The following is a 2,803-nucleotide window of genomic DNA, read 5'->3' on the forward strand; positions in this document are numbered from 1 at the left end:
GCTCGTGTGTTGTTGTTAGGTGAAGTGGTTTGGAATGGCCTGCCGGAGAAGGTGAGAGTCCTGTAGTTGAAGACAATGGCATGTGGGTTGTTGGGTTGCCCGAGTAGCAGCGGGCTCGTGGAATCTGCTGTGAATCTGCCGGGACCACCCGGTAAGCCTAAATACTCAGTGTGACCGATAGTGTATGAGTACCGTGAGGGAATGGTGAAAAGTACCCCGGGAGGGGAGTGAAATAGTTCCTGAAACCATGTGCTTACAATCCGTCAGAGCACCGTTTGTGTGTGATGGCGTGCCTTTTGAAGAATGAGCCTGCGAGTCAGCGGCATGTCGCGAGGTTAACCCGTGTGGGGTAGCCGTAGGGAAACCGAATCCTAATGGGGTGTAAAGTGGCATGTCCTGGACCCGAAGCGGGGTGATCTACCCATGGCCAGTGTGAAGCAGCTGTAAGAGGTTGTGGAGGCGCGAACCCACGTAGGTTGAAAACTGCGGGGATGAGCTGTGGGTAGGGGTGAAAGGCCAATCAAACTCCGTGATAGCTGGTTCTCCCCGAAATGCATTTAGGTGCAGCGTCGTATTATAGCTTGGTGGAGGTAGAGCGACTGGTTGGTTGAGCGGGACTACAATCTTAGCAATGTCAGCCAAACTCCGAATGCCACTAATTGTGTTGTACGGCAGTGAGACTGTGGGGGATAAGCTTCATAGTCGAGAGGGAAACAGCCCAGATCGCCGGTTAAGGCCCCTAAGGGTGTACTAAGTGGAAAAGGATGTGGGATCGCGAAGACAGCCAGGAGGTTGGCTTAGAAGCAGCCATCCTTGAAAGAGTGCGTAATAGCTCACTGGTCGAGTGGTTCTGCGCCGACAATGTAGTGGGGCTCAAGTACACCGCCGAAGCCGCGGCAAACATTTTGTTTGGGTAGGGGAGCGTCGTGCATGGGTGGAAGCGTTACCGTAAGGAGGCGTGGACTGTGTGCGAGTGAGAATGCAGGCATGAGTAACGAATTGATAGGTGAGAATCCTATCCGCCGGATGACTAAGGGTTCCTGGGTCAAGTTCGTCTTCCCAGGGTGAGTCGGGACCTAAGGCGAGGCCGACAGGCGTAGTCGATGGATAACCAGTTGATATTCTGGTACCCGTACATGCGCGCCCATGATAAAGCACTGATACTAACCACCGCGGATGCACTGTTGACACTCTTTGAGTGTTGGTGGTGTTGATGTCGTGGGGCCTGATGTGTGGTTCAAGTGATGGGGTGACGCAGTGAGGTAGCCACGCCACTTATTGGATTGGTGGTGTAAGCGTGCAGATCGTGTGGTAGGTAAATCCGCCGCACATTTGGTTGAGACGTGATGCGTAGACCCTATGGGGTTGATGGTGGTGATCCTGTACTGTCGAGAAAAGCCTCTAGCGATGTGTGTGTATGGCCCGTACCCTAAACCGACACAGGTAGTCAGGTTGAAAATACTAAGGCGTTCGGGTGAACTGTGGTTAAGGAATTCGGCAAAATGCCCCCGTAACTTCGGGAGAAGGGGGGCCTCACGACGTGAAGGCCCAAGCGGCTGGAAGCGTTGTGGGGTCGCAGAGAATAGAGGGAAGCGACTGTTTATCAAAAACACAGGTCCATGCGAAGACGTTAAGTTGATGTATATGGACTGACGCCTGCCCGGTGCTGGAAGGTTAAGAGGACCGGTTAGTAGTCTTTGACTGCGAAGCTGAGAATTTAAGCCCCAGTAAACGGCGGTGGTAACTATAACCATCCTAAGGTAGCGAAATTCCTTGTCGGGTAAGTTCCGACCTGCACGAATGGCGTAACGACTTCTCTGCTGTCTCAACCACAGGCCCGGTGAAATTGCACTACGAGTAAAGATGCTCGTTACGCGCGGCAGGACGAAAAGACCCCGGGACCTTCACTATAGCTTGGTATTGGTGTTTGGTTCGGTTTGTGTAGGATAGGTGGGAGACTTGGAAGCTATCACGCTAGTGGTGGTGGAGTCGTTGTTGAAATACCACTCTGATCGGATTGAGCATCTAACCTTGGCCCATGATCTGGGTTGGGGACAGTGCCTGGTGGGTAGTTTAACTGGGGCGGTTGCCTCCCAAAATGTAACGGAGGCGCCCAAAGGTTCCCTCAGCCTGGTTGGCAATCAGGTGGTGAGTGTAAGTGCACAAGGGAGCTTGACTGTGAGACAGACATGTCGAGCAGGGACGAAAGTCGGGACTAGTGATCCGGCACCTACTTGTGGATGTGGTGTCGCTCAACGGATAAAAGGTACCCCGGGGATAACAGGCTGATCTTCCCCAAGAGTCCATATCGACGGGATGGTTTGGCACCTCGATGTCGGCTCGTCGCATCCTGGGGCTGGAGTAGGTCCCAAGGGTTGGGCTGTTCGCCCATTAAAGCGGCACGCGAGCTGGGTTCAGAACGTCGTGAGACAGTTCGGTCTCTATCCGCCGCGCGCGTTGAAACTTGAAGAAAGCTGTCCCTAGTACGAGAGGACCGGGACGGACGTACCTCTAGTGTGCCAGTTATCCCGCCAGGGGTATCGCTGGTTGGCTACGTACGGAAGGGATAACCGCTGAAAGCATCTAAGCGGGAAGCCTGTTTTAAGATGAGGTTTCGTTAAGGTCCCCTAAAGACGATAGGGTAGATAGGCCAGACCTGGAAGCACTGTAAGGTGTGAAGGCTACTGGTACTAATTGACCACAACAAACACCAACACACTACGTGTACTGGCAAAACAACAAGAGAAGAAGAAACAGTCACTGTCGTGACCGCGTCCACTATGCAGTATCTGACACAACACCC

Annotated in this window: 1 rRNA gene; it reads left to right on the forward strand. The window is 53.2% G+C overall.

From position 1 onward, the window contains the following. Window positions 1-2,714, forward strand: a 23S ribosomal RNA gene (locus tag CORTU0001_RS11535); the annotation flags it as partial. Between the last annotated feature and the right edge of the window lie 89 nt (window positions 2,715-2,803).

Source organism: Corynebacterium tuberculostearicum SK141, assembly GCF_000175635.1.
Classification (GTDB): Bacteria; Actinomycetota; Actinomycetes; order Mycobacteriales; family Mycobacteriaceae; genus Corynebacterium; species Corynebacterium tuberculostearicum_C.